Annotated in this window: 20 protein-coding genes; 13 read left to right on the forward strand and 7 right to left on the reverse strand. The window is 60.8% G+C overall.

Translation table 11 applies throughout. From position 1 onward, the window contains the following. Positions 1-19 precede the first annotated feature (19 nt). On the forward strand, positions 20-1,054 hold the full coding sequence (locus K1X80_RS00625; RefSeq protein ID WP_220172612.1) for a histone deacetylase family protein: 1,035 nt from the start codon (positions 20-22) through the stop codon (positions 1,052-1,054). After that, positions 1,051-2,142, forward strand: a complete 1,092-nt coding sequence (locus K1X80_RS00630) for a polyamine ABC transporter substrate-binding protein (protein WP_057440563.1) — start codon at positions 1,051-1,053, stop codon at positions 2,140-2,142. Before K1X80_RS00625 ends, K1X80_RS00630 begins: the two co-directional genes overlap by 4 nt. Positions 2,143-2,211: 69 nt before the next feature. Here the strand turns inward: K1X80_RS00630 and K1X80_RS00635 are convergent, their stop codons facing one another. Then, positions 2,212-3,753 carry a PLP-dependent aminotransferase family protein gene (locus K1X80_RS00635; protein ID WP_120734361.1) on the reverse strand — a complete coding sequence of 514 codons (1,542 nt, stop codon included), beginning with the start codon at positions 3,751-3,753 and terminating at the stop codon, positions 2,212-2,214. 87 nt (positions 3,754-3,840) lie between these two features. Between K1X80_RS00635 and K1X80_RS00640 the strand changes: the two genes are divergently transcribed. The 3 genes from K1X80_RS00640 to K1X80_RS00650 are packed head-to-tail and all read left to right on the forward strand — an operon-like array spanning position 3,841 to position 5,601. Further along, positions 3,841-4,476, forward strand: coding sequence for an FMN-binding negative transcriptional regulator (locus K1X80_RS00640; RefSeq protein ID WP_186625686.1), 636 nt, complete (start codon positions 3,841-3,843; stop codon positions 4,474-4,476). Then, a complete protein-coding gene (locus K1X80_RS00645) occupies positions 4,473-4,919 on the forward strand; it encodes a GNAT family N-acetyltransferase (RefSeq protein WP_186625689.1) in 447 nt (148 codons plus the stop codon). Before K1X80_RS00640 ends, K1X80_RS00645 begins: the two co-directional genes overlap by 4 nt. Before the next feature lie 10 nt (positions 4,920-4,929). After that, on the forward strand, positions 4,930-5,601 hold the full coding sequence (locus K1X80_RS00650) for a GNAT family N-acetyltransferase (RefSeq protein WP_057961202.1): 672 nt from the start codon (positions 4,930-4,932) through the stop codon (positions 5,599-5,601). A gap of 3 nt (positions 5,602-5,604) precedes the next feature. Here K1X80_RS00650 and K1X80_RS00655 read toward each other — a convergent pair whose 3' ends face one another. Then, a complete protein-coding gene (locus tag K1X80_RS00655) occupies positions 5,605-5,883 on the reverse strand; it encodes a helix-turn-helix transcriptional regulator (protein ID WP_169989921.1) in 279 nt (92 codons plus the stop codon). A gap of 138 nt (positions 5,884-6,021) precedes the next feature. Between K1X80_RS00655 and K1X80_RS00660 the strand changes: the two genes are divergently transcribed. Then, a complete protein-coding gene (locus K1X80_RS00660) occupies positions 6,022-7,278 on the forward strand; it encodes an autotransporter domain-containing protein (protein ID WP_220172613.1) in 1,257 nt (418 codons plus the stop codon). 78 nt (positions 7,279-7,356) lie between these two features. Here the strand turns inward: K1X80_RS00660 and oadA are convergent, their stop codons facing one another. Continuing rightward, positions 7,357-9,165: a sodium-extruding oxaloacetate decarboxylase subunit alpha gene (gene oadA, locus K1X80_RS00665; protein WP_115129316.1), complete on the reverse strand. Its 1,809-nt coding sequence runs from the start codon at positions 9,163-9,165 to the stop codon at positions 7,357-7,359. Between the two features lie 11 nt (positions 9,166-9,176). Next, on the reverse strand, positions 9,177-10,592 hold the full coding sequence (locus tag K1X80_RS00670; protein ID WP_029290035.1) for an acetyl-CoA carboxylase biotin carboxylase subunit: 1,416 nt from the start codon (positions 10,590-10,592) through the stop codon (positions 9,177-9,179). Positions 10,593-10,787: 195 nt separating this feature from the next. Here K1X80_RS00670 and K1X80_RS00675 point away from each other — a divergent pair, with 195 nt between their 5' ends. Beyond that, positions 10,788-11,762 (forward strand): LysR family transcriptional regulator, encoded by a 975-nt coding sequence (locus K1X80_RS00675; protein ID WP_057440568.1) that lies wholly within the window; start codon positions 10,788-10,790, stop codon positions 11,760-11,762. Here K1X80_RS00675 and K1X80_RS28005 read toward each other — a convergent pair. From K1X80_RS28005 to K1X80_RS00685, 3 genes are all read right to left on the reverse strand, one after another. Then, positions 11,692-11,889: a PA3496 family putative envelope integrity protein gene (locus tag K1X80_RS28005; RefSeq protein WP_057444237.1), complete on the reverse strand. Its 198-nt coding sequence runs from the start codon at positions 11,887-11,889 to the stop codon at positions 11,692-11,694. The two genes, K1X80_RS00675 and K1X80_RS28005, sit on opposite strands and share 71 nt — an antisense overlap. A 163-nt stretch (positions 11,890-12,052) precedes the next feature. Then, positions 12,053-12,919: a transcriptional regulator HexR gene (gene hexR, locus K1X80_RS00680; RefSeq protein ID WP_029290040.1), complete on the reverse strand. Its 867-nt coding sequence runs from the start codon at positions 12,917-12,919 to the stop codon at positions 12,053-12,055. A gap of 156 nt (positions 12,920-13,075) precedes the next feature. Then, complete coding sequence (locus K1X80_RS00685) at positions 13,076-15,955, reverse strand: GGDEF domain-containing phosphodiesterase (RefSeq protein ID WP_057961207.1); 2,880 nt, start codon at positions 15,953-15,955, stop codon at positions 13,076-13,078. A gap of 280 nt (positions 15,956-16,235) precedes the next feature. Between K1X80_RS00685 and uvrD the strand changes: the two genes are divergently transcribed. The 6 genes from uvrD to K1X80_RS28010 all read left to right on the forward strand — a co-directional run bounded on the left by uvrD (position 16,236) and on the right by K1X80_RS28010 (position 24,644). Further along, complete coding sequence (uvrD, locus tag K1X80_RS00690) at positions 16,236-18,419, forward strand: DNA helicase II (protein ID WP_057961208.1); 2,184 nt, start codon at positions 16,236-16,238, stop codon at positions 18,417-18,419. A gap of 224 nt (positions 18,420-18,643) precedes the next feature. Then, on the forward strand, positions 18,644-19,519 hold the full coding sequence (locus tag K1X80_RS00695) for a Tim44 domain-containing protein (RefSeq protein WP_029290048.1): 876 nt from the start codon (positions 18,644-18,646) through the stop codon (positions 19,517-19,519). 185 nt (positions 19,520-19,704) lie between these two features. After that, entirely contained in the window at positions 19,705-20,202 is a 498-nt protein-coding gene (locus K1X80_RS00700) for an RNA polymerase sigma factor (protein ID WP_057440570.1), read from the forward strand. A gap of 43 nt (positions 20,203-20,245) precedes the next feature. Next, positions 20,246-21,226: a FecR domain-containing protein gene (locus K1X80_RS00705; RefSeq protein WP_240435954.1), complete on the forward strand. Its 981-nt coding sequence runs from the start codon at positions 20,246-20,248 to the stop codon at positions 21,224-21,226. Positions 21,227-21,361: 135 nt separating this feature from the next. Continuing rightward, positions 21,362-24,478: a TonB-dependent receptor domain-containing protein gene (locus K1X80_RS00710; RefSeq protein ID WP_120734369.1), complete on the forward strand. Its 3,117-nt coding sequence runs from the start codon at positions 21,362-21,364 to the stop codon at positions 24,476-24,478. Positions 24,479-24,521: 43 nt separating this feature from the next. Beyond that, positions 24,522-24,644, forward strand: a complete 123-nt coding sequence (locus tag K1X80_RS28010) for a hypothetical protein (protein ID WP_258571537.1) — start codon at positions 24,522-24,524, stop codon at positions 24,642-24,644. Positions 24,645-24,768: the final 124 nt, after the last annotated feature.

Raw genomic sequence — 24,768 nt, forward strand, 5'->3', positions numbered from 1 at the left:
CCTGCGGAGAACAATAAAAATGCTGACGATCTACTCGGACGATCACCACCTGCACCATGGCCGTTGCGAATTGATGGACGGCCAGTTGATGCCCTGCTTCGAAATGCCTTCGCGCGCCGACCATGTGCTGCAACGGGTCAAGGACCGTGAACTGGGCCCGGTGCAAGCGCCGCAGGACTTTGGCCTGGCGCCGCTGCAACGTATTCACAGCCGCGACTACCTGGAGTTTTTCAAAGGGGCATGGCAACGCTGGACGGCCTTCGGCCAGGACGGTGACCTGCTGCCCTACACCTGGCCCGCCCGCACCCTGCGCCGCGTATTGCCCACCAGCCTGCATGGTCAACTGGGCTATTACAGCTTCGATGGCGGTGCGCCGATCACCGCCGGCACCTGGCAAGCCGCCTACAGCGCAGCGCAGGTCGCGCTGACCGCACAACACGCGATCCAAAACGGTGCCCACAGTGCCTTCGCCCTGTGCCGCCCGCCGGGGCATCATGCCGCCAGTGACTTGATGGGCGGTTATTGCTACCTCAATAACGCCGCCATCGCCGCCCAGGCCTTTCTCGATCAGGGCCACAAAAAGGTCGCGATCCTCGATGTCGATTACCACCACGGCAACGGCACCCAGTCGATTTTCTATGAGCGCAGTGACGTGCTGTTCACTTCGATCCACGGGCATCCGGAGGCAGAGTTTCCGTTTTTCCTCGGCTACGCCGATGAGCTGGGCGACGGTGCCGGTGAAGGCTTCAACTTCAACTACCCACTGCCGGCCGGTTCCGCCTGGGACACCTGGAGCGCCGCACTGGACCAGGCCTGCCAGGCCATCGAAGGCTATGGCGCGGACATCATCGTCGTGTCCCTGGGCGTCGACACATTCAAGGACGACCCCATCTCGCAGTTCAAGCTCGACAGCCCGGACTACCTGGCCATGGGTGCGCGTATCGCTCGCCTGGGCAAGCCGACGCTGTTTGTGATGGAAGGCGGCTATGCGGTGGAAGAAATCGGCATCAATGCCGTCAACGTTCTCGAAGGTTTTGAGGGGGCTGCCCAATGAACATGCTCAAGTCGCTTGTGCTCTGTGCCGCCGTGCTGAGCACCGCCGCCCACGCCGAAGAAAAAACCCTGCGGGTCTATAACTGGTTCGACTACATCACCCCCAAGGCCCTGGACGACTTCAAGGCCCAGAACCCGGCGATCAAACTGATCTACGACATCTTCGACACCAACGAGGCCCTGGAGGCCAAGCTGCTGACCGGCAACTCCGGCTACGACGTGGTAGTGCCGTCCAACGTGTTCCTGGCCAAGCAGGTCGAGGCCGGGGTGTTCCAACCCCTGGACCGCAGCCAGTTGCCGAACTGGAACCACCTCGATCCCAAGCTGATGCAGTTGATTGAAGCCAACGACCCGGGCAATAAATTCGCCGTGCCCTATATGTACGGCACCATCCTGATTGGCTTTAACCCGGACAAGGTCAAGGCCGTGCTGGGGGCCGACGCGCCGGTGGACAGCTGGGACTTGATCTTCAAGCCCGAGAACATCAGCAAGCTCAAGCAATGCGGGGTCGCGCTGCTGGATTCGCCATCGGAAATCCTGCCCCTGGCCCTGCAGCACCTGGGCCTGGACCCCAACAGCAGCAACCCCAAGGACTATGTAAAAGCCGAAGCGTTGCTGATGAAGATCCGCCCCTCCATCACCTACTTCCACTCCTCCAAGTACATGGCCGATATCGCCAACGGTGACATTTGCGTGGCCGTCGGCTACTCCGGCAGTTTCTCCCAGGCGGCCAACCGCGCCAGGGAAGCCAAGAACGGGGTGATTGTCGACATGCGCCTGCCCAAAGAGGGCGCGCCGATCTGGTTCGATATGCTGGCCATTCCCAAGGGCGCGAAAAACCCGCAGGACGCCTACACCTTTATCAATTACCTGCTGCAACCCCAGGTCATTGCGCCCATCAGCGACTTTGTCGGCTATCCCAACCCGAACAAGGACGCAACCGGGCTGGTGGACCCGGCGATCCGCAACAACCCTAACCTGTACCCGACCGAGGCGGCGATGGCCACGCTCTACACCCTCAAGCCGCTGGCCCGTGACGCCGAACGCGCCAGGACCCGCGCCTGGACCAAGATCAAGTCCGGGACCTGAGCAATCATGGCCGGGGAGCACCCTCTCCAGCCCCGGCGCCACCTCACCGAAAGCGATCGCGCGCCCAGATCATCCCACCCGCCAGGCCTTGCGCAGCCGCGCCAGGGCCTGGGCGATAGCCGCTTCGGGCACGGCGGCAAACCCCAGCACCAGGCCGGCGCGCTGGGCCGGTGCCGAGTGGGTGTCGGGCAGCCAATAGCTGCTCAGGGCGTTGATTTCTACATCCGCTGCCAGGGCCTGGGCGACTAACTGCGCCTCACGGGCCAGGCTTTGCACCCGTACCGTGAGGTGCAAGCCTGCCGCGACACCGGGCAGGCTACCCACGCCAGGCACGTCGTCGGGCCAACCGGCCAGCAAGACATTGCGACGACTCAAGGCGGCGCGGCGCATGCGCCGGATGTGCCGCTGGAAGTGCCCCGCTGCCATGAACTCGGCCATCACCGCCTGGGTACTGACCTCCGAATGCCGCACGTCCACGGCGCGCCGCTGGGTGAAGGCGCTCACCAAGCCCGGCGGCAGCACCAGATAACCCAGGCGCAACGCCGGGAATGCGACTTTGCCGAAAGTCCCCACATAGAGCACCCGATCACTGCGATCCAGGGCCGCCAGCGGTGCCAGGGGCGCGCCGCTGTAACGGTACTCACCGTCGTAGTCATCCTCGATGATCCAGCCGCCCGTGCGCTCGGCCCAGGCCAGCAACTCCAGGCGCCGGGCCAGGCTCATGACCACCCCCGTCGGGTACTGGTGGGAAGGCGTGACATAGGCTAGGCGGCAATCGTTGAGCGCGTTCAATGCCGTGCAGTCGATGCCCTCTGCGTCCACCTCCACGCCCTGGAGTTTTGCCCCGGCATTGGCAAACGCATGCCCTGCCGCCCGGTAGCCGGGATTTTCAATTGCCACGCTATCCCCAGGGCCCACCAGTAGCTGTGCACAAAGGCTGATTGCCTGTTGCGCGCCGCTGGTGATCACAATTTGCTCAGCGGTGCATTGCATGCCTCGCGAGCTGCGCAAGTAAGCCGCGATCAGCCCACGCAATCGCTCATCCCCCGCCGGGTTGCCGTAACACAGTTGTTGCAGGTCAGGCTTGCGCCAAAAAGCCGCATTCAGCTTGGCCCAGACGTCAAACGGGAACAGATCGAAGGCCGGTACACCGACACGAAAAGCCCGTGGAGGGCCACTGGGTGGCAGCGGTAAATGGTTGTTTTCCAGACGACCCAGAGCGGGACTGTGGATAACTTCACTGGATAAATTCCCAGTTATATTTGCGGGTTTTGTGGATAAGGCTGGGGATAAGCCTGTTGATAACCCTGTGGACACTTTTGTGGATAATTTTTTTGTGCCCGGGTCGGTGGTGGGCAATTGCGCCACATAGGTCCCATCGCCCACCCGTCCTTCGATAAAGCCTTCGGCATACAACTGATCGTAGGCCCGCACCACGCTGTTGCGGGAAATCGACAACGCCGCCGCCAGATCCCGGCTGGCGGGCAGCCGGGTCCCACTGGCCAGCCGCCCATCCAGCACCCGCTGGCGCAGGGCCTCGTACAGCTGGCGTGTCAGGCCCTGACGGCGATCCAGCTCAATACCCGCAGGGTTGAATGACATGGGCGACATATTGGACCTATGAAATTGGCCTGAGATGGCTCTTACAACAGACCATTAGCCTGCCTAGGATGCAGGCATTCGCCAAGGAAAATATTTATGTACACGCCTCGCGCCTTTGCCCTCGACGATTTGCCCGAACTGCAGCAACTGATCCGGCACACGCGCCTGGCGCAGTTGGTGACCTTTGGCGAGCACGGCCTGCAGGCCAGCCATTTGCCGCTGCTGCTCAACCCCGATGAAGGACCCAATGGCACCCTCTACGGCCATCTGGCCAAGGCCAATCGCCAGTGGCAAGACCTGCAGAACGGCAGCGAGGCCCTGGTGATTTTTGCCGGTGCCGAGGCCTATGTCAGCCCAGGGTTTTATCCGGCCAAGGCCGAACACGGCAAAGTGGTGCCCACCTGGAATTACCTGGCGGTCCACGCCTATGGCCAGGCCGAGGTGTTCACCGATGCCGAGCGCCTGCTCACACTGGTCAGCGCCCTGACCGACCGCCACGAAAACGGGCGCGCCCAACCGTGGAAAGTCAGCGATGCCCCGGCGGACTACATCGACGGCATGCTCAAGGCCATCGTCGGGTTCGCCCTGCCGATCCAGCGCCTGCAAGGCAAGCGCAAGCTCAGCCAGAACCGCAGCGCGGCGGATATCGCCGGCGTACGCGAAGGGCTGGCCGCAAGCTTTGACGTGCGTGACCAAACCCTCGCCCGATTCATTCCCAAGGAGCCTTCATGAGCCAGATCGACATCCGCCGGGTGCAAGCCGCCGACCACGCTGCCTGGTTGCCACTGTGGCAGGCCTACCTGCGCTTCTACGACACGCAGTTGCCGGACGCCGTCAGCACCAGCACCTGGCAACGCCTGCTCGACCGCAACGAGCCGACCCATTCGGCCCTGGCCTGGCAGGACGGCAAGGCGGTGGGTATGGTCAACTTCATCTATCACCGCTCCAACTGGAGCATCGAAAGCTCCTGTTACTTGCAAGACCTGTTCGTGGACGCCACCCAGCGCGGTGCCGGAGTTGGTCGCAAATTGATCGAATTCGTCTACACCACCGCCAAGGCCGAGGGGTGCTGCAAGGTCCACTGGTTGACCCATGAGACCAATGCCACTGCGATTGCGTTATACGAACGCATCGCCGAACGTCCCGGCTTTATCCAGTTTCGCAAAGGCCTTTAAGGAGCACAGCATGTCGACCTCACTCGCAGACTGGAAAGGCGCCCCGGCGCCCACCGCCCAACTGATCGAAGGGCGCTTTATCCGCCTGGAAAAACTCGACCCGGCCCGCCACACCGATAGCCTGTGGCAAGCCCTCCAGGGCCCCGGTGCCGACCCCAAGCTGTGGGACTATTTGCCCTACGGCCCGTTTACCGAGCGCGCCGCTTTTGATGCGTGGCTAAACAACCACGCGGCCAATAGCGATCCGTACTTTTTCAGCGTGATCGACCGCGCCAGCGGCGACGTGCAGGGCATCCTTAGCCTGATGTCGATCGTCCCGGCCCAGGGCCGCATCGAAATCGGCCACGTCACCTTCGGCGCCCCAATGCAGCGCTCACCGAAAAGCACCGAGGCCGTGTATCTGCTGGCCCGGCACGCGTTTGAGCTGGGCTACCGGCGCCTGGAATGGAAGTGCAACAACGGTAACGCCCGCTCCAAATACGCAGCCGAGCGCCTGGGGTTCAGTTTTGAAGGGGTGTTCCGCCAGCATATGGTGGTCAAGGGGCAGAACCGCGACACGGCGTGGTACTCGATCCTCGATGGAGAATGGCCGAAGGTCGGCGCCGGGTTTGAGGCCTGGCTTGGGGAGGCTAACCAGACGGCCGATGGACAGGCGAAAACCCTGACTGAATGCCGGGGCTGACGTTCAGCTCAACGGACGCCGAACCTTGACCAAGCCCATCTGCAAGCCGAACGGCCGGAACACCGCGTTCAACGACTTGAGCATCTGATTGCCCTCGCCGTGCTCGATATGCACCAGGGTGCGCAGGGAAATCCTGCACATCCTGGCGAACTGGCCCTGGTGCAGGCCGGTGACCTCCACGCGCAGCCGGCGCACGGCTTCGCCGAGCTGCAGGGTGCCTTCGGCCAGGCCCTGCTCCACACTCTCGATCAACAAGGCGCGTGTATCCAATAAAATACACATTCCTCCAGGCCACAACCCTTACGCCTTTATTCACCTGGCACTGAAGATCTCTCCCGCAAACCGCAAACGCTTACCCTGACAGTTATCCCTCCAGCGCCTCGCTAAATTTCCCGCCTCACATCTCAGAGGTTCGGACCTATGCCCTGCACATCCAAACGACTCGCCCTTGTCATCACTTTCGCGCTGAGTGCGTTGAGCATTCAACTGGCCGCTGCACGCGGGGATATGGGGTCGCCGCCCAGCGAACCTGAACCGGCCAGTCCTTTTTATTTCATTGACTACGCCACCACCGGCAATGGCCGGGCTGTGGCCCAGGTGCTGGACCGTGCGGTGGATGCGTTGCTGGAGTCGGGCGACCTGAGCGCGCGAGAAAAGTATCTGATTGCAGATGACGCCCGCTATATGGGCAACCTGGCCCCTGGAAGAATCGGCGCGGTGCTGGAGCAACTGGCTGCCAGCCAGAACGCCAACCTAGGCAGCGCCACCCAGAACAGCCTGAAGCCACTGCAGAGCAGTTTGCTGGCGGCCATGAGCGACGTGAGCGGCGATGCCAACGGTCGTGTCTGGCTACAGGGCCTGGGCAACGCCGGCAGCCTGGACGGCCAGCACGGCGGTGGCGATTTGCAACAGCGTAACCAGGGCGTGGTGCTGGGCGCCGATTGGGCCGTGGACCCCGCCTGGCGCATGGGTGTGATGGGGGCCAAGACGACCAGTGACCTGAGCGCCAAACGCTTCAAGGCCGCGCTCGACAGCTGGCACCTGGGGGCTTACGCGGTGCGCCAGGATGGGCCGCTGGCCTTGCGCCTGGGGGCGATCCACAGCAACCACGCCGGGTTGAACAAGCGCAGCGTGGATTTTGATTTCATCGACCATCGCGAACAACTCAAGGGCAAGTACACCGCGCAAAGCCAGACGGTTTTCAGCGAAATGGGCTATCGCGCGGACCACGGCAGTTTTACCGTCGAACCGTTCGCGGGCATCGGTTATCAGCGCTACCAGCGCGAGCGCTTCAAGGAAAAAGGCGGCCTCAGCGCCCTGAGTGTCGGCGAGCAGACCCAGCAGAACCTGAGCAGCACCTTCGGCCTGCGCATGACCAGCCTCTATACCCTGGACAACCAGATGCCCCTCAAACCCCATTTCAGCGCCCGCTGGAAACACCTGTATGGCGATGTCGGCAACCGCGTGCGCCAGTCCTCGGCCTGGGTGGACAGGTCGGTGTTCAACAGCGATTTCACCATCGAGGGCACTGCCCTGGACCGCAATAGCATGGCCCTGCAAGCCGGGCTGGGGCTGGGCGTATCAACCACCCAGAGCGTGGGCCTGACCTACACCGGCGATTTTGGCGCGCGCAGCAGCAACCAGGCCGTGATGGGCCAATGGACCCTGACGTTCTGATTTCGCACGGTTTGCAGACGAAAAAAAAGGGGGCACATGCCCCCCCGAGGATTAAGCGGTAGTCTCGAAGGCTGGGGATCAGCCTTCGATTTCGATCAGGATTTCACCCGGGTTGACCCGGTCGCCCTTGGCTACGTGAACGGCGGTGACTTTGCCGGCGATGGCCGCCTGCACTTCCGTCTCCATCTTCATCGCTTCGGTGATCAGCACAGCCTGGCCGGCCTTGACCACGTCGCCTTCCTTGACCAGCACATCCACGATATTGCCCGGCATCGCCGTGCTCACATGGCCCGGCTCGCTGGCCTGCTTGCGCTTGCTGGTGCCGCCGCCGACGAATTCGTTGAGCGGTTCGAACACCACTTCTTCCGGCATGCCGTCGATGGACAGGTAGAAGTGACGCTTGCCTTCGGCCTTGACGCCAACACCGGTGATATCCACGCGGTAGCTTTCGCCGTGCACGTCGATCACGAACTCGGTCGGCACACCTTCACCGCCAGCACGGGCCACGCCGCCGGCTTCCGGGATCGGCAGCAATACTTCTGGGGCCAGGGTGCCGGCGTCGCGCTCTTCAAGGAACTTGCGGCCGATGTCCGGGAACATCGCGTAGGTCAGCACGTCTTCTTCGGACTTGGCCAACGCGCCGATTTCGCCACGCAGCTTGGTCATTTCCGGCTTGAGCAGGTCGGCTGGGCGCACGTCGATCACGTCTTCGCTGCCGATGGCCTGGCGACGCAACTTCTCGTTCACCGTGCCCGGCGCCTTGCCGTAGCCGCCTTGCAGGTACAGCTTCACTTCGTTGGTGATGGTCTTGTAGCGCTCGCCGGCCAGCACGTTGAAGAACGCCTGGGTGCCGACGATTTGCGAGGTTGGCGTGACCAGCGGCGGGAAGCCGAGGTCTTCACGTACCCGCGGGATCTCCGCCAGCACTTCGCTCATGCGGTTGAGGGCGCCCTGCTCTTTGAGCTGGTTGGCCAGGTTGGAAATCATCCCGCCCGGCACCTGGTTGACTTGCACGCGGGTGTCGACGGCGGTGAATTCACTTTCGAACTGGTGGTACTTCTTGCGCACGGCATAGAAGTACAGACCGATCTCCTGCAACAGCTCCAGGTCGAGGCCAGTGTCGAATTCGCTGCCTTTGAGGGCGGCGACCATCGACTCGGTACCCGGGTGGCTGGTGCCCCAGGCGAAGCTGGAGATGGCGGTGTCGATATGGTCGGCACCGTTTTCGATAGCCTTGAGTTGGCACATCGCGGCCAAACCGGCGGTGTCATGGGAGTGGATAAAGATCGGCAGGCTCTGCTCGGCCTTCAGCGCCTTGACCAGTTCGCCGGTGGCATACGGGGTCAGCAGGCCGGCCATGTCCTTGATCGCAATGGAGTCGCACCCCATGGACTCCAACTGCTTGGCCTGGGCCACGAACGCCTCGATGGTGTGCACCGGGCTGGTGGTGTAGGCGATGGTGCCCTGGGCGTGTTTGCCGGCCGCCTTTACCGCTTCGATGGCCACGCGCAGGTTACGCACGTCGTTCATGGCGTCGAAGATACGGAACACGTCGATGCCATTTACCGCTGCCTTTGCCACGAAGGCTTTGACCACGTCGTCGCTGTAATGGCGGTAGCCCAGCAGGTTCTGCCCACGCAGCAGCATTTGCAGGCGCGTGTTGGGCAACGCGGCGCGCAGTTTGCGCAGGCGTTCCCACGGGTCTTCTTTCAAGAAGCGTACGCAAGCGTCGAAGGTCGCGCCGCCCCAGACTTCCAGGGACCAGTAGCCGACTTTGTCGAGCTTGTCGCAGATCGGCAGCATGTCGTCGGTGCGCATGCGGGTAGCCAGCAACGATTGGTGGGCGTCGCGCAGGATGGTGTCGGTAACGAAGATCTTCTTGCTCATTGTTATATTCCTCACAGGCCTGCGTGGGCGGCGATGGCGGCGGCGATGGCCAGGGCCAGCTCTTCGGGTTTGCGCTTGATCGAGTAGTTGGTCAGCTCAGGATGGCTTTCCACAAAACTGGTGTTGAACTGGCCGCTGCGGAATTCCGGGTTGCGCAGGATTTCCTGGTAGTAGGCGGCGGTGGTCTTCACGCCTTGCAGGCGCATGTCGTCCAGGGCACGCAGGCCGCGGTCCATGGCTTCTTCCCAGGTCAACGCCCATACCACCAGTTTCAGGCACATGGAGTCGTAGAACGGTGGGATGGTGTAGCCGGTGTAGATTGCCGTGTCGGTACGCACGCCGGGGCCGCCGGGGGCGTAGTAACGGGTGATCTTGCCGAAGCTTGGGAGGAAGTTGTTCTTCGGGTCTTCGGCGTTGATACGGAACTGCAACGCAAAGCCACGGTGCTGGATATCTTCCTGTTTTACCGACAGCGGCAGGCCGGACGCGATGCGGATCTGCTCGCGAACGATATCAATGCCGGTAATTTCTTCGGTGATGGTGTGTTCCACCTGCACCCGGGTGTTCATCTCCATGAAGTACACCTCGCCCTCGGCGAGCAGGAACTCCACGGTGCCGGCGTTCTCATAGCCCACGGCCTTGGCCGCACGCACCGACAGGTCGCCGATGTAGGCACGCTGTTCGGGGGTCAGTTGGGGGCTGGGGGCGATTTCGATGAGTTTCTGGTTACGACGCTGGATCGAGCAATCACGTTCGAACAGATGCACCACGTTGCCAAAGCTGTCGCCGAGGATCTGCGCCTCGATGTGCTTGGGATTGACGATGCATTTTTCCAGGAACACTTCCGCCGAACCAAACGCTTTGGTGGCCTCGGAGATGACGCGGGGGAAGGCTTGTTCGAGTTCTTCACGGCTGTTGCAGCGACGAATGCCGCGACCGCCACCACCGGAGGTGGCCTTGAGCATCACCGGGTAACCAATGCGGTCACCTTCGGTCAGCGCCTCGGCGATGTCGGCGACGTTGCCTTCAGTGCCCGGCGTCACCGGCACGCCGGCCTTGATCATGCTGCGGCGCGCTTCGGTCTTGTCGCCCATGCGGCGAATGACTTCGGCCGATGGACCAATGAATTTGATTCCACGTTCGGCGCAAATGTCCGCCAGTTCGGCGTTTTCCGAGAGGAAGCCGTAGCCAGGGTGCAACGCGTCGCAGCCGGTTTCCACAGCCAGGTTCACCAGCTTGCGCGGGTTCAGGTAACCGGCCAGGGGCTCGGCACCAATGCTGTGGGCCTCATCGGCGCGCTTGACGTGCAAGGCGTGCCGGTCAGCGTCGGAATACACCGCCACCGAACGAATACCCATTTCGGCACAGGCCCGCACAATGCGGACGGCAATCTCACCACGGTTGGCGATCAGGATCTTTGTTATCACTTGGAAATTCCCTTGAGCCGATTGCTGCGTTCTTCGACCTGCTAGACCAGGTCGGCGCGTGACTAAATGTTTCAGGTCAGTCGCCAGACACACACTATGCGCACTTAGGGATTAACAAAAATCAATAATTATTGGGTTGTGTATAAGTAAAGACTTATAGTTGACCCCACAGCCCCCTGCGAGCAGCTTTGAATTATGCGTAAGTCACTGATGCGTATGACATTACGTCAATTGCAGATCTTCAATGAAGTCTGCGATTTGCGCTCCTACAGCCGCGCTGCCGAGGAAATGTCCCTTACACAACCCGCCGTCAGCCTACAGATTCGCCAGCTCGAAGAGCTGGTCGGCCAGCCGTTGTTCGACTATGTGGGCAAAAAGCTCTACATGACCGAAGCCGCCGAAGCCCTGCAGCGGGCCAGCCGGGACATCTTCGGGCGCCTGGAAAACCTTGATATGCAGCTCTCGGACATGCAGGGCTCGCTGCAGGGGCAATTGAAGCTGGCGGTGGAGTCCAGTGCCAAATACTTCGTGCCGCACTTGTTCGCCGCCTTCAAGCGCCAGCATCCCGAGGTGCAGTTGCACCTCACGGTGGTCAACCGCGCCCAGGTGATCCGCCGGCTGTCGGACAACCGTGACGACCTGGTGATCATGTCCATGGTGCCGCAGGACATGGGCCTGGAATTTTTGCCCTTTCTCAACAACCCGATTGTCGCGGTGGCCCCGCCGGACCACCCACTGAACCTGCAAGGCCCATTGCGCCTGCAGGATCTGGAACCCTACACCTTGCTGTTGCGCGAGCCGGGCTCCGGGACGCGCCTGGCCTGCGAGGAGTACTTCAAGGAAAAGCGCGTGCACTTCACCCAGACGGTGGAAGTGGCCTCGGCCGAGGCACAGCGCGAGTGCGTCGTGGCGGGGTTGGGCGTGGCGCTGCTGACGCGCCACGCCCTGAACCTGGAGCTGGCCACCGGCGGGCTCAAGGAGTTGCCGGTGGAAGAGCTGCCGCTGTACCGCAGCTGGTGCCTGGTGCAGGCCAAGGCCAAGCGCCTGTCACCGGTGGCCCATGCGTTCCTGGGCTTTATCCGCAACGAGCGGGTGCAGATCAGCGTGCTGGCTGAACGCTTCGCTGGGCAGCCGCGGGCGCCTGCCAGTGCAGCTCCGGATAGTCGCTGATGCTCTGCAGCAGTTGACGCTGGTCACAACGGTCTTCAATTGCACGACGGAACGCCATGCGGCGCTGGTCTTCCTGCTGACGACGGGTTTTGACGGTGCTGGTGCTGTCTTCGTAGTGCCGGGCCATTTCGAGTCTCCCAATGCGAGTACGGGGAGTTCAGGATGGGCGCGGGGGATGACGGTTTGGCGGCACGCGGGTTACAGGACGATGAATCTTGCCGGTGCAACACCGAGCAAATCTGTGGGAGCTGGCTTGCCTGCTCTCACAGTTGACCGAGTGCCACCTTGGGTCAGTCGTCGAGGGCTTTGACGGACTTGGGCGACAGCCGCAGGCTGCGCAAGCTGCGCTTGACGCTCTTGAGGTGGTTGACCAGGCTCGGGCCACGGGCCATGGCCACGCCCATCGCCAGCACGTCGATCACCACCAGGTGGGCAATCCGCGAGGTCAGCGGGGTGTAGATCTCGGTGTCTTCGTGCACATCAATCGCCAGGTTGACCGTGGACAGCTCCGCCAATGGCGTCTGGCTCGGGCACAAGGTGATCAGTGAGGCGCCGCTTTCACGCACCAGGTTGGCGGTGATCAGCAAGTCCTTGGAGCGGCCCGACTGGGAAATACAGATCGCCACATCGGTGGGTTTCAACGTCACCGCCGACATCGCCTGCATATGCGGGTCGCTGTAGGCCGCCGCCGTCAGCAGCAGACGGAAGAACTTGTGCTGGGCATCCGCCGCCACCGCACCCGACGCACCAAAGCCATAGAACTCCACGCGCTGGGCCTGGGACATGGCAGTCACGGCTTTTTGCAGCTCGATCGGGTCGAGCTTCTCCCGCACTTCCATCAGGGTGTGCAGGGTGGTGTCGAAAATTTTCAGGCTGTAGTCGGCGACGGAGTCGTCTTCATGAATCGCGAACTGCCCGAAGCTGGCACCGGCCGCCAGGCTCTGGGCCAGTTTCAGCTTCAAGTCCTGGAACCCCGAGCAACCGATGGCGCGGCAGAAGCGCACGATGGTCGGCTCGCTGATCCCCACGCTGTGGGCAAGGTCAGCCATGGAACTGTGCATCACGGCCGCAGGGTCAAGCAGCACGTGATCGGCAACCTTGAGTTCCGATTTGCGTAACAGGTGGCGCGACTGGGCGATATGTTGCAACAGGTTCAAAGGGCAGGACTCTTGTTATTGGCAGACGCCAGGGATGTAGCAAGCTTGTAGTTATACTACAAGAATTGCTGATTTGCCCGCTCGATGCATCACTAAATCGCCCTACTGCCCCCTGAATCAGCGGGCAAATGCGATGTAGCACCCGATGGCGCCTGGCTAGCCGTCAGGAAAATCTGCATTTTTCCGTAACAAATCCGCCAGTCCTTCGGCCTCGATCGGCCGGCTGATCAAATAGCCCTGCACCTCATCGCAGTTTTCGGCGCGCAGGAAATCCAGCTGCTGCTGATCTTCCACACCTTCGGCCACCACCTTGAGCGACAACCCATGGGCCATGGCGATGATGGCCCGGGTAATCGCCAAGTCTTCACGCCCCTGGCCCAGGCCGCGGATAAAGGTCTGGTCGATCTTCACGTAATCCACCGGGATGCGCTTGAGATAACTGAGGGACGAATAGCCGGTGCCAAAGTCGTCGATGGCCAGCTTCACCCCCAGATCGCGCAGTTGCTGGAAGGTGGCGATGATGTGCTCGACACTGTCGAGCAACTGACTTTCAGTCAGCTCCAACTCCAGGTACTGCGGGGCCAACCCGGTTTCGTCCAGCACCTGGCGTACCAGGCTGACCAACTTGCCCTGGCGCAACTGGTGCACCGACAGGTTGACCGACACGCGGATCGGCGCCAGGCCCTGGCGCTGCCATTCACAGGCCTGCCAGCAGGCCTGGCGCAACACAAACTCGCCCAATGGCACGATCAACCCGGTCTCTTCCGCCAGCCCGATAAAATCACCCGGCGGCACGCTGCCCCACTGCGGATGGTCCCAGCGCACCAGCGCCTCGGCGGCGTTCATCTTGCCGGTGGCCAGGCACAGCTTGGGTTGGTAGAACACCTTCAACTGGCGCTCATCAATGGCTTTGCGCAACTGGTTTTCCAGCTGCAAACGCTCAAGGGTGCTGGCCTGCAAGCTGTCGGTATAGAACTGGAAGTTATTGCCGCCCAGATGCTTGGCGTGTTGCATGGCCATGTTTGACTGGCTGACCAATGCGGAAATTTCCCGCGCGTTATCCGGTAACAGGCTGACACCGATTGAAGCGCTGACCACCAACTCATGCCCCTCCACCGCCACCGGCACCCGCAGTTTGGCCAAGAGTCGGGTGGCCACCCGCGCCAGGCTCGACAGGCTGCCATAGGCGTCGAACAACACCGCGAATTCGTCGCCAGACAGTCGCGCAATGGTGTCGGCTTCCGGCAAGGCATTGATCAGGCGCCTGGCCATTTTTTGCAGCAATTGGTCGGCAATTTCGTGGCCCAGGCTGTCATTGAGCAGCTTGAAGCGGTCCAGGTTGATATGCAGCAACGCCAGGCTGCGGCCGCCTTGACGCACCCGTTGATGGGCCTCACGAAGGCGCTCGCGGAACAGCGAGCGGTTGGCCAGGCCCGTCAGTTCGTCGTAATGGGTGAGGTAGCGCATGCGCTCCTCGGACTCGCGGCGGGCGGACAAATCGGCGAAGAAGCCCACGATATGACTGACATTTCCCCGAACATCGCGCACCACGCTCAATTGCAGCCATTGCGGGTACAGCTCGCCGTTCTTGCGCGCCTCTACCAGTTCACCCTGCCAACTGCCGTGGTTCAACAGGGCCTGGCGAATCACCGGGAAGTGCCGGCGAGCGTCGCGGCTGCACGGCAACTCCACGACATTGCGCCCCAGCATGTCGTCGATATCAAAGCCGGTGACACGGCTGAAGGCTTGGTTGATCGCAATCAACACGTACTCCGGGTCCAGGATCACGATGCCTTCGCTGGCCGCCTCGAACACCGTGGACGCCAGCCGTAACTGCTCTTCCACCGCCTTGCCGGCGCTGATATCGCGCCGGGTACCGAGCATGCGCGTCACGCGCCCGCTGGCGGTGCGCTCTACGGCGCGCCCGCGGTCCTCGATCCACACCCAGCGCCCGTCGCCATGGCGCACGCGGTACTCCACCTGATAGTCCTCGCTGCGCCCTTTCAAGTGCTCCACCAGCGCGTACTTGAGCAGCGGCAAGTCGTCCGGGTGCAGGCGTGGCTTGAGGTCGCGCAGCATCGCCGTGACGTATTCCGGCTCCAGGCCGAACAACTCCTTGAGTTGGGTGTGGTGGACTTCATCGGTTTGCAGGTTCCAGTCCCACAATCCCAGCTCACTGGCCTGCAACGCCATGGCCAGGCGCGCCTCGCTTTTGCTCAGGGCCAGGCTGGCGGCGTCCAATTGCTGGCCACGCTGTTCGACGCGCTGTTGCAGGCCGACCTGGGCCTCGCGCAGTTCCTGCTCGATCTGGCGGCGCTGCTCGACCTCGCGCACCAGGTCCTGATTCAACTGCTCGCTACGCTGACGCGCCTGTTGCAAGTGCTCGATCAGGGCCTGGTTCTGGAAGCGCCGCAGCAAACCGCGCTGGATCAGGCGGTTGACCTGCCATGCCACCAGGCTCAGGGATGCCAGCAGGATCAGGCCCAGGTAACTCCAACCCTGCAGTTGCGGTTCGCCGCTGCAGAATAGATAGAGGATGGTGGGCACCAGGCAGGGCAAGGCAAACGACAAAAACGCCGGCAAACTCACGGCGTAAGCCACGCTGGCCGATAAAGTGGCCGCGCCAATCAGGCCAAAGACCCAGGCCTGCTGCACGAAGCTATCCAAGGGCACCAGGGCAATGGCCGCACTCGCCAGGGTCAGGCCACTGGCCGCCGAACCGAGCATGAACATCCGCCGCCAGACCGGCTGAGCCTGTCGGCTGGGCAAGGCGCTGTCGAAGGCCGCTACCTGGATCACGCGCATCGCCACCAGGGCCAGCAACCACACCAGCCAACTGCCGACCAGCACATAACGCTGCGGGCTCCAGAGCAACCAGGCGCAGACCAGACCGTTAATCAGCATCAATAACGTGGGCAGCAACGACCCCTGGTACAACAGACGCGTGCGCTCGACCGCCATCTCCATGGCGTAGTGCTTGCGGATAACCTGCTCCGGCGCGACAGAAGGGCCGGGCAAGTCAGTGCTGAGGGTCATAGGCAGTGTTCTTATAATGGTGAGCCCGAAACGTCGACGGAGCATACACAAGCAGACGGGCAGACCAAACTGCTCTGGATCATAAAAATCCGCGAATAAACCCCCGCAAACCATGGACCCAGAGGGGCTGAACAAGACAGGGCGCGGGCTACAGACGATGACTTACCAGTCATCACCGTGGCTGGAATATTTACCGATTGAACAGCGCCGGCGGTTTTTTTGTAGCGACCACCCGGCAATGGGATTTGCCCCCCTTCCCCCGGCACCCTAGAATGCGCCGATGCGCGATGATCTCTCCCTTTTGCTGAACTCCCTCAACGATGCCCAACGCCAGGCCGTAGCAGCCCCCGTTGGCCGTCAGTTGGTCCTGGCCGGTGCTGGCTCCGGTAAAACCCGCGTGCTGGTGCACCGTATCGCCTGGTTGATCCAGGTCGAGAACGCATCCCCGCATTCGATCCTGTCGGTGACCTTCACCAACAAGGCCGCTGCCGAGATGCGCCACCGCATTGAGCAGTTGATGGGCATCAGCCCGGCCGGGATGTGGGTCGGCACCTTCCACGGCCTGGCGCACCGCCTGTTGCGGGCCCACTGGCAGGAGGCAGGCCTGGCCCAGACCTTCCAGATTCTCGACAGCGATGACCAGCAACGCCTGGTCAAGCGGGTAATCCGCGAGTTGGGCCTGGATGAACAACGCTGGCCGGTCCGCCAGGCCCAGTGGTTTATCAACGGCCAGAAAGACGAAGGCCTGCGCCCGCAACATATCCAGGCCAGTGGCGACCTGTTCCTGGCCACCATGCGCAGCATTTATGAAGCCTATGAAGTGGCCTGCCAGCGTGCCGGCGTCATCGACTTCTCCGAACTGCTACTGCGCGCCCTCGACCTGTGGCGCGACAACCCCGGTTTGCTCGCGCACTACCAGAAGCGCTTCCGGCACATCCTGGTGGACGAGTTCCAGGACACCAACGCCGTGCAGTACGCCTGGTTGCGCCTGCTGGCCAAGGGCGGCGACAGCCTGATGGTGGTGGGCGACGACGACCAGTCGATCTACGGCTGGCGCGGCGCGAAAATCGAGAACATCTACCAGTACTCCGACGACTTCCCCGACGCCGAGACTATTCGCCTGGAGCAGAACTATCGCTCCACCGCCGGGATCCTCAAGGCCGCCAACGCCTTGATCGCCAATAACACCGGGCGCCTGGGCAAGGAGTTGTGGACCGATGGCGGCGAAGGCGAGGCGATCAACCTCTACGCCGCCTTCAACGAGCACGACGAAGCGCGCTATGTGGTCGAAACCATTGAAAGCGCCCTGAAAACCGGGCTGGCCCGCAGCGATATCGCTATTTTGTACCGTTCCAACGCCCAATCGCGGGTGTTGGAAGAAGCCTTGCTGCGCGAGCGCATCCCGTATCGCATCTATGGCGGCCAACGCTTCTTCGAGCGTGCGGAAATCAAGAACGCCATGGCCTACCTGCGTTTGCTGGAAGGCCGCGGCAACGATGCAGCGCTGGAGCGGGTGATCAACGTACCGGCACGGGGCATCGGCGAGAAAACCGTCGAGGCGATCCGCGAGCATGCGCGTCACAGCGATGTGTCGATGTGGGAGGCCATGCGCCTGCTGATCGCCAATAAAGGCCTGACCGGCCGCGCTGCCGGGGCTTTGGGTGGGTTTGTCGAGTTGATCGACAGCCTCGCCGCCAAGTGCCTGGAAATGCCGCTGCACCTGATGACCCAGACCGTGATCGAACAGTCCGGCCTGATCGCTTATCACGAAGCGGAAAAAGGCGAGAAAGGCCAGGCCCGGGTAGAAAACCTTGAGGAACTGGTCAGCGCCGCCCGGGCGTTCGAGAACAGTGAGGAAGATGCCGACCTGTCGCCATTGGCGGCGTTCCTCGGCCATGCCTCCCTGGAAGCGGGCGATACCCAGGCCGACGAGCACGAAGACAGCGTGCAGTTGATGACCCTGCACAGTGCCAAGGGCCTGGAATTCCCCTACGTGTTCCTGGTGGGCATGGAAGAAGGCCTGTTCCCGCACAAGATGAGCCTGGAAGAGCCCGGCCGCCTTGAGGAAGAACGCCGCCTGGCCTACGTGGGTATCACCCGGGCGATGCAGAACCTGGTGATGACCTACGCCGAGACACGGCGCCTGTATGGCAGCGAAACCTACAACAAGGTCTCGCGTTTCGTACGGGAAGTGCCGAAAGGGCTGATTCAGGAAGTGCGCTTGTCCAATAGCGTAAGCCGGCCGTTTGGCGGCGGCCAGCAGCAGAACTCCAGCAGCATGTTTGCCGGTTCGGAAATTCCCGAGACCCCGTTCAGCCTTGGCCAGCAGGTCAGGCATGCGATCTTTGGCGAAGGGGTGATCCTCAACTTCGAAGGCGCCGGGGCCCAGGCCCGAGTGCAGGTGAACTTCGCCGAAGGCAGCAAGTGGTTGATGATGGGTTACGCCAAGCTCGAAGCGGTCTGACTGAGCGTTCCCACGCTCTGCGTGGGAACGACCGGACGCTCTACCTCAGTGTAATGGGTCGCCTTGCCCTTGTTTTTCACACGTACGGGCCAATATCTGTAATTAGTCCTACAGACCATTCCGAATAGGTCTTACGCAAAAGCCCGAAACATTATGCCGCTAGCCACTGCCTCTACACCTGTGCAACATGGCGCGCGTGCAATCCACAAATGGGAATTCCCTTTATGAAACGTTTTCTTAGCATCGCCATGGCGTTGTGCATCGGCCTGACGATGAGCCTCGACGCCAACGCCAAACGCTTCGGTGGCGGTAAAAGCTCCGGCGCAGCGCCGAGCCACCAGACCAGCCAAATGGCCCCAGCCGCTGGCGGCATGGGCGGAGCGGCTGCCACCGCAGGTGCAGCCGGTGCCGCAGGCGCTGCTGCCAAGGCCGGCGGTGCTTCGCGCTGGTTGGGCCCTCTGGCCGGTATCGCTGCCGGTGGCCTGCTCGCTTCCATGTTCATGGGCGGCGGCTTCCAGGGCATGCAGATCTTCGACATCCTGATCATGGCCGTCATCGCCTTTGTGATCTTCCGCTTTATCGCCGCCCGTCGCCGCAAGCAGCAGGAGCACCTGGCTCCAGCCGGCGCGCCGATGCAGCGTGAAGTGTTCGAGCAAAAGCCTGCCATGGGTTCGATCTTCGGCGGCTCGGCGGCACCGGCTGCTGCCGCCCGTCCGGTGATCAATGCGCCAGCCTGGTTCAACGAAGAGCGTTTCGTCGAAGCGGCCCGCAACCACTTCCAGTCCCTGCAGCAACACTGGGACGCCAACGAAATGGACAAGATCGCCGAGTTCGTGACCCCGCAACTGCTGGAGTTCCTCAAGCGCGAACGTGCCGAGTTGGGCGACGCTTTCCAGTCGACCTATATCGACGACCTGCGCGTACAACTGGAAGGTGTGGATGACCGCGCCGACAAGACCATCGCCACCCTGACCTTCAGCGGTGTGTCGAAGACCTCGCGCTTCGACCAGGGCGAAGTGTTCAGCGAAAGCTGGAACATGGAACGTCCACAGGGCGAAAACCAGCCATGGCTGGTAGCCGGTATCCGCCAGAACGGCTGATCCGCAAAGGCCTACAGCCTGCTGTAACGAACACCCCGGTCTTGTGCAGTGCTTTAAGAAGCCTGCACAGCCGGGGTGTTTTTTTGCCTGTGGAAAAGTCGGCATGGGGTTTTGCTGGATTAATGAGAACGACTCTCATTATACTCACCCTCCCCGGTTCTGCCCGAGCATAGGAAAGTGCCGCCGTGCTGGAAAAACTGTTCACTCAACATGCACCCGCGTTGCATCGCTATCTGTTGCGCAAAAAGTGCTCCCCAAGCCTGGCCTCGGACCTGGTGCAGGACACTTTCCTGCGCATCGCCCAGTTGGAGAGCCTGGAGCGCGTGCTGTGCGCGCCGTCCTATCTGTTTCGGGTAGCGCACAACCTGATGATCGACCATCACCGCCGCTATGGTGAAAAGCGTTACGACAACGACCCCAGCGCCTTCTTCGCCACCCTGGTCGACGAAACCAGTTGCCCTGAAGAACAGGCCCTCGGCGCGTTGGAACTGGAGCACCTGGAAAGCCTGCTGGAGCGCATGCCACCGCGTACCCGCGATGTGTTCATGCTGTGCCGGGTGGAGGGCATGACGCACAAAGAGACCGCGCGCTATTTACGGATATCCACAAGCTCTGTACAAAAACACATGGCCATGGCCCTGGCCAGGATTGGCCGGGCGCTTGAGCCGGGCCAAGAGGGCTGAGCCTTGTGTACGACAAAGAGCCAAAAGGTAAATAGACCGAACCGTGAACGCCTCCCCACAGACTATCGACCCGGTAGAGCGCAAAGCTGCCGACTGGGTGATGCGCCATCGCCAAGGACAGCTTTCGGCACGTGAACTCGAGGCTTTTCAGCGCTGGCTGGCCGCCGACCCGTTGCACGCCGCCGCCGCCGAGCGCGCCAATCGTGCATGGCAGGCTACCGCCCAGCTCAAGCAACGCCCCGGTTATGTAAAACCCCAGCGCCCGCCGCGGTCTGCCTGGTTGCGCATGCCGGTGGTCGGCGGCAGCGCCGTGGCTGCACTGGTGTTGGGCTGCTGGATGCTGCTGGCCCCACCCTTCTGGCTACAAGCCCTGAACAGCGACTATCACACCGGTTTTGGCGAAGTGCGCCAGATCACCCTGGCCGATGGCAGCCAGGTGGAATTGGGTAGCCACAGTATCCTGAGCCTGGTCTACGACGATCAGACCCGGCGGGTGCGCCTGAGCCAGGGCGAGGCGGTCTTCACCCCTGCGCCAATGAATGAACAGGAGCGGCGGCCCTTCACCGTACAAGCGCCCGGGGCCGATATCACCGCGCGAGGCACGCGTTATCTGGTCGGTGTGGGCAAGGATCGCGAAGGCTGGGTGGGTGTGCTGCAACACCGGGTCGAGGTCAACCTGACCCCGCACGGGCGCGATGAGGCCGCCGGCTCCGCGCTGCTGGAGCAGGGTAACAGCCTGCGCTTCAGCCCCAAAACGGGCCTGGTGCCGCTGAACACCAACCCCGAGGAACTGGCCAGTTGGCAGGAAGGCCGGCTGGTATTCCAGCGCGAGTCCCTTGCCGATGTCGCCGCCCGCATCAACCGTTACCGACCCGGGCTGGTGCTGGTCAAGGGCGAGGCGCTGCGCAACGCCCGGGTCAGCGCGGTGATGCGCCTGGATAACCTGGACGACGCGCTTGAACACCTGGTGGCGCAAGTCCACGGGCGCATGGTCGACCTGCCAGGGCTGACGCTGATCTACTGAGTAACCTCAGGCAGCGTAAGTTTCTAAATCGGATAAAAAACTACATACATAGATCATAACGATCTATCGCGTTTTTGCAGCTGGGCCGTTTCTACTACATGTGAATAAATCTTATTTACTTTAGTGAGGCCGGTTTTGCAGACGCAAGAGAACAACAAAAAACGCCAGGGAACAAAACGTACCCGGCTGAGCCTGGGGATCCAGTTGGCCGTCATTGCGCTGGTCGCCGATGCCGCGACCATCAGCGCGGTGCTGGCGGCACCAGCCGCCAGTGCAAACCACGCCCCGGCCACTGACCTATACACGTTCAACGTACCCACCCTGGCGCTGGACGAAGCCTTGGTGCTGTTGGCGCGTCAAGCCGGTGTCGAGCTCTACCTGGGCAGTAACGACCTCACCAAAAGCTACGGTAACCCAGTCAAGGGTCGCCTCTCCCTGGATGCCGCACTGCAAACGCTGCTGGCCAACCAAGGGGTCAGCTACAGCCTCACCGGCTCTGCCGAACGCCCGATCATCCAAGTGCAATCGATGCCGAACTCGGCGGGCATCCAGGCCGGCGACCTGCATCCGACGTACATCATGGGCATGGAAGGCAAGCAGTCCCGGGACGAGAAGGGCTACAACGATATCTACGACCAGGACATCTCCTCGGTGTATGCCGGCAAGGAGCAGATCGAACGCTACAAAGGCGCGGCCCCCGCCGATATGTTCAAGGGCATGCTCAACGTGTACAGCGGCGACTCGCGCAACAGCGGCGCACTGGACCCAAACATCCGCGGCATCCAGGGCCCCGGCCGCGTGCCGGTGACCATCGACGGCACCGAGCAGGCAATCACCGCTTATCGCGGCTACATGGGCGCCAACAACCGTAATTACATCGACCCCAACTTGATCGGCAGCATCAAGGTGCTCAAGGGCCCGAACCTGGAGCGTAACGTCTACAGCGGCGTCGGGGGGGCAGTGGTAGCCAGCACCCTGAACGTCGACGACATACTCAAGGAAGACCAGGCGTTCGGTGGCGAACTCAAGATCGAAGGCAGCAACAATTCGGTGTCGCCCAAGCTGCCGACGCTGCTGACCGGGCAGACGCGCAGTCCCGACTATCAGCACATTCCCCTCCACTCTTACTACGATCCTTCGCTGTACAAACATCCGCGCACGAGCAGTAACAACAAACTCCTGTCCAGCGATGATTCTGCCTATCGTTTAGCCTTGGGCACACGTCAGGAGAAATTCGAACTGTTGGCGGCCTACGCCTTCCGGGAAAAGGGCAACCACTACGCAGGCAAGAACAAGACCGACTTTTACTCCACCGGTAAACAGATCAACGGCCAATTTGACTACATCCCCAACCTGGCAAATATCTACAAGCCGGGCGATGAGGTACCCAACACTTCCAGCAAGATGGAGTCCTGGCTGGGCAAGGCCAAACTCAAGATCGATGAAGGCCAATCCCTGGAGTTCGGCTACCGCGATACGGATGCGCTATATGGCGAAATCATGCCATCGCGCATCTCGTTCTTCAGGCCCCAGGACCTCTATGACGCAGCCACTTACGGCGTACCGCAGTGGCCCTTGAGTCATGTACAAAGCAAAGCCTACAACCTGGAATACAATCTCAAGCCTGAGGGCAACCCATGGGTGGACTTCTATTCCAACCTCTGGGCAACCAATACCCGCAGCGATACTTACAGCAGCGGCGGTGTACCCAATCAGACCACCGAAGATGATCGAGTGTACCGGAACACGGCCGTAGCCAATGCCCAGCATGACCGCGTCGGTTTGACTGCAAGCAACAAACTCAAGCTGCTCGACAGCCTCGACCTGACCCTCGGCGGCAGCTACCAACATGAAAAGCTGGGCTCGAACGATAACTATCAAGACCCCATCATCGGCGACACATTGCGCATGTATCCCCGCGCCGGACGCCGGGTGGAAAAAGAGTACAACTTCAACTTCGATTGGAGACCCGTCACATTTGCCCGATTCAACGCCGGGATGCGTTATTCATCGTATTGGGCATTTGATGACTATCTCAAAGGCGACCAAGACAAGACAGGGACAATAACGCAAGACGTACCAACCGGTCGGCGAGTGTCTTACGTCACTCAAAAAACGCTGACAGACCACGAATTGAAAGTATTGATTGATGAAAAAATAGCGTACGAGAGCCAGTTTTGGGATGGCTTCGGTATGACGGATGAAGAGCGTTTAGAGGATGTAGAACGGATCAAACGAGATACGAAGCGTATTCAAGATACCAAACACCTTGTTAACTGGGCACATGATGGAAAAGGTCGTTATTCACGCGATAACAATCCGTGTATTAATGGTGTGAACGCTGGGGAAAATATTATTCAGTGCACGGCAGACGACAATTATATTACCGAGCAAAAAGATATCAGTGCCAAACATCAGAAAGACAGCGGCTGGGTGCCAAATTTATCAGTGACCTTTTACACCTCGGAAAATGGTCGAGTTTATCTTCGCTACAGTGAAGCCATCCGCTACCCAAGCATGTTTGAAAGCACCATAGGATTCTCGTCGTCTACAAACCCTTGGGGACTTGAGCCGGAGCACGCCTATAACTACGAAGTCGCTTACATTCATAACCTTGCCGGGTGGGGTGGTAGTGAGAGCGCCGACGTCAAATTGACCTATTACAACAACACCACGAAGAACGTGATTGAACGCAGCCCCCAACTGCGCTTCAGTAACCTGGAAAAACAGATGACCTCCGGCGTGGAGTTTCAAGGTCGCTACGATAGCGGGCGCTTTTTCACCGATTTCAGCCTCGCCCATGTCCTGAAAAATAAAGTCTGTGATGAAGATTCAGCCCTATCCATCAGCACCGATGGCAGTACCCCTGACTGCGTGGATGATGGCTTTGTGGGCGGTTACTTGGTGAGCATGTCTCAGCCCGAGTGGTCAGCCAACCTTGGATTGGGTGCACGTTTCCTCGACCGTAAACTAGAGATCGGTGGCCGCGCGATTTATTACCGTCAGCACGAGAGCAAGTTCAACAGCAATTACCCAAACAGCGCCATGGTCAGTTACTACATCAACACGCCCATGTCATGGGACAAAATCGTCACTTATGATGCTTATGTAAACTACAAGTTGACCGATGATGCCTCCATCGAGCTGACGGGCACTAACTTGAGCAACCTCTACTATATCGACCCGATGACGCGTTCGGCCATGCCCGCACCCGGCCGCACATTAAAACTTGCATTTACTACCACTTTTTAAATTTCAAGGCTCAGCAAACCAGAGACAGTAACGCCTGAATTAAATGTCCAACGTATACATCACCAAGGGGAGCTTCTTCGGTGCCGGCACCAATGCATCGCTGGCCGGTATCGCCAAATTTACGAATCGTGATTACGACACCGCTTTCGGCGGGGTTGTTAAATGAACATAAGTTTCTATTGAAATCGTTTTATCACTACGTTCCAACTTGCGAGGTGTGCCATGGGAGGCTAAAGAAGCAATCGGCAAATGCTTGACGTGTTGACTTAATTTAAATCACTCAATGGATG

Source organism: Pseudomonas sp. So3.2b (assembly GCF_019464415.1).
Lineage (GTDB): Bacteria > Pseudomonadota > Gammaproteobacteria > Pseudomonadales > Pseudomonadaceae > Aquipseudomonas > Aquipseudomonas shahriarae.

What these genes read in the sequence shown, in the direction of transcription:
- K1X80_RS00625 (WP_220172612.1), top strand. Translation starts at nt 20, where the DNA reads ATGCTGACGATCTACTCGGACGATCACCACCTGCACCATGGCCGTTGC.
- K1X80_RS00630 (WP_057440563.1), top strand. Translation starts at nt 1,051, where the DNA reads ATGAACATGCTCAAGTCGCTTGTGCTCTGTGCCGCCGTGCTGAGCACC.
- K1X80_RS00635 (WP_120734361.1), bottom strand. Translation starts at nt 3,753, where the DNA reads ATGTCGCCCATGTCATTCAACCCTGCGGGTATTGAGCTGGATCGCCGT.
- K1X80_RS00640 (WP_186625686.1), top strand. Translation starts at nt 3,841, where the DNA reads ATGTACACGCCTCGCGCCTTTGCCCTCGACGATTTGCCCGAACTGCAG.
- K1X80_RS00645 (WP_186625689.1), top strand. Translation starts at nt 4,473, where the DNA reads ATGAGCCAGATCGACATCCGCCGGGTGCAAGCCGCCGACCACGCTGCC.
- K1X80_RS00650 (WP_057961202.1), top strand. Translation starts at nt 4,930, where the DNA reads ATGTCGACCTCACTCGCAGACTGGAAAGGCGCCCCGGCGCCCACCGCC.
- K1X80_RS00655 (WP_169989921.1), bottom strand. Translation starts at nt 5,883, where the DNA reads ATGTGTATTTTATTGGATACACGCGCCTTGTTGATCGAGAGTGTGGAG.
- K1X80_RS00660 (WP_220172613.1), top strand. Translation starts at nt 6,022, where the DNA reads ATGCCCTGCACATCCAAACGACTCGCCCTTGTCATCACTTTCGCGCTG.
- oadA (WP_115129316.1), bottom strand. Translation starts at nt 9,165, where the DNA reads ATGAGCAAGAAGATCTTCGTTACCGACACCATCCTGCGCGACGCCCAC.
- K1X80_RS00675 (WP_057440568.1), top strand. Translation starts at nt 10,788, where the DNA reads ATGCGTAAGTCACTGATGCGTATGACATTACGTCAATTGCAGATCTTC.
- K1X80_RS28005 (WP_057444237.1), bottom strand. Translation starts at nt 11,889, where the DNA reads ATGGCCCGGCACTACGAAGACAGCACCAGCACCGTCAAAACCCGTCGT.
- K1X80_RS00685 (WP_057961207.1), bottom strand. Translation starts at nt 15,955, where the DNA reads ATGACCCTCAGCACTGACTTGCCCGGCCCTTCTGTCGCGCCGGAGCAG.
- uvrD (WP_057961208.1), top strand. Translation starts at nt 16,236, where the DNA reads ATGCGCGATGATCTCTCCCTTTTGCTGAACTCCCTCAACGATGCCCAA.
- K1X80_RS00695 (WP_029290048.1), top strand. Translation starts at nt 18,644, where the DNA reads ATGAAACGTTTTCTTAGCATCGCCATGGCGTTGTGCATCGGCCTGACG.
- K1X80_RS28010 (WP_258571537.1), top strand. Translation starts at nt 24,522, where the DNA reads ATGTCCAACGTATACATCACCAAGGGGAGCTTCTTCGGTGCCGGCACC.